At 61.3% G+C, this 1,820-nt stretch carries 2 protein-coding genes; one reads left to right on the top strand and one right to left on the bottom strand.

Annotated elements, in window-relative coordinates:
- A partial coding sequence (locus I2E26_RS04585) for a cyclopropane-fatty-acyl-phospholipid synthase family protein (RefSeq protein WP_370551443.1) occupies positions 1-354 on the bottom strand: 354 nt, incomplete at its 3' end.
- A gap of 373 nt (positions 355-727) precedes the next feature.
- Here I2E26_RS04585 and I2E26_RS04580 point away from each other — a divergent pair.
- On the top strand, positions 728-1,414 hold the full coding sequence (locus I2E26_RS04580; RefSeq protein ID WP_147588559.1) for a phosphoribosylaminoimidazolesuccinocarboxamide synthase: 687 nt from the start codon (positions 728-730) through the stop codon (positions 1,412-1,414).
- Positions 1,415-1,820: the final 406 nt, after the last annotated feature.

Here is a 1,820-nt window from a genome sequence, read left to right as displayed (position 1 = left end):
CGCCGCCAGCTCGGCATCGAGCTCCACGCCCGTCACCCGCCCGGGCAGGCGCATCGCCGCATGGCACGCCAGCATGCGGCCCATGCCGCAGCCCACGTCAAGCACATGCGAGCTCCCATCCAGGTCCATCTTGGCATACAGGTCCCTCGCGATGAAATACGGGGTCGGTGTGGGCGCATGCGCCCCGGGCGCACAGGGGGCGCGCAGCTCGCCCGGATCAAGGGGCGCACCGGCTATCAAGCGATCGATGGCGATATCGGCGGCGGCCAGCCCCTCCCGCGTCGAAACCCCCTCGTACAACTGCTCGGCCGTTCGCTCCAGCCCCGTCAGCGCATCCCACGTGCTCATCACCATTCGCCCCGCCTCCTCCAAAACCGATCCAAACCAGCACCTCCACCGTACACGTTTTCATCGCATCATGCCCGCTGCGGCGCAGCGTATCGACAGGACGCCGCGACGCCGGACCCGAGGACGTCGAGCCCGCCGCACCATCGCCATGCAGCGGACCCGGCGCCGCAGGGCCGGCGGAGCGCCGCAGCGCGGGACCGACATCCCTCGTTCCACAGACCGCATCCCAGCACGCACTCCACCTCCATGGAGTTCACACCAAGGTGATAATCTTTCTGTAACAATAATCCTAGTTTTGCGCTGAGCTTATGAGGCACCTTGCCAATGTTGTACACTCTCACCGTCAAACGATGCGGCGTTGCATGAAAGGACTACCGCCATGACCCAGGAACTCGTGTATTCCGGCAAGACCAAGGACGTTTTCGCGCTCGAGAACGGCAACTACCTCCTCAAGTTCAAGGACGACTGCACCGGTAAGGACGGCGTCTTCGATCCGGGCGAGAACTCCGTCGGTCTCACCATCGAGGGCGTGGGCGATGTCAACCTGCGCATGTCCATCTACTTCTTCGAGAAGATCAACGCCGCCGGCATCAAGACCCACTACGTGTCCGCCAACCTCGACGACACCACCATGGAGGTCCTGCCCGCCAAGGTCTTCGGCGAGGGCCTCGAGGTCATCTGCCGCAACAAGGCCGTGGGCTCCTTCTACCGCCGCTATAAGCAGTACTGCAACGAGGGCGACGACCTGCCCTCCTACGTCGAGACCACCTTCAAGAACGACGAGCTGGGCGACCCGTTGGTCACCAAGGACGGTCTCGTCGACCTGGGCGTCATGACCGCCGAGCAGTACGACTCCCTCAAGGAGATGACCAAGCAGATCACCAAGATCGTCGCCGACGACCTGGCCGAGAAGGGCCTCGTCCTCTACGACATCAAGTTCGAGTTCGGCTACGACGCCGACGGCAACGTCATCCTGATCGACGAGATCGCCTCCGGCAACATGCGCGTCTACAAGGACGGCGAGTACGTCGACCCGATGACCCTCTCCGAGCTGTTCTTCGCGTAAGGATCGCGTTTCACCGCTTGCGAACACGGGCAAACCACCGGCGCCCTACAGGTTTACCGGCCTGTAGGGCGCTTTTTCATGCAGAAACATCGAGCGGCAAGGAGTCTGCGCGCTGCCAGCTGCACCTGAAAATGCAATTCTGCCGACTTTACACATCAATTTCCGAAAGCTGTTTCTATAGCACCGGTCTTCTTCATTAAACACGCAGGTACAGGTTTTGCTACCAGATTGGTATACAAAGAGGTTTCCAACTCGGCCTGGGAAAAGTCGACAAGATTGCGCAAGCCGTCCGTGAAGAACGCTACTTTGCAAGTAAAACCGTCGTTGTCATGCAAGGACCCTTACGGCATTGCCATGCTTCTACCGCGCGGCGAAGCCCTCCGTTGCGCCCGAGCGAAGCGCCCGT

The organism is Collinsella sp. D33t1_170424_A12 (assembly GCF_015554865.1).
Taxonomy (GTDB): Bacteria; Actinomycetota; Coriobacteriia; order Coriobacteriales; family Coriobacteriaceae; genus Collinsella.
This window is presented reverse-complemented; position numbering and strand designations above follow the sequence as displayed.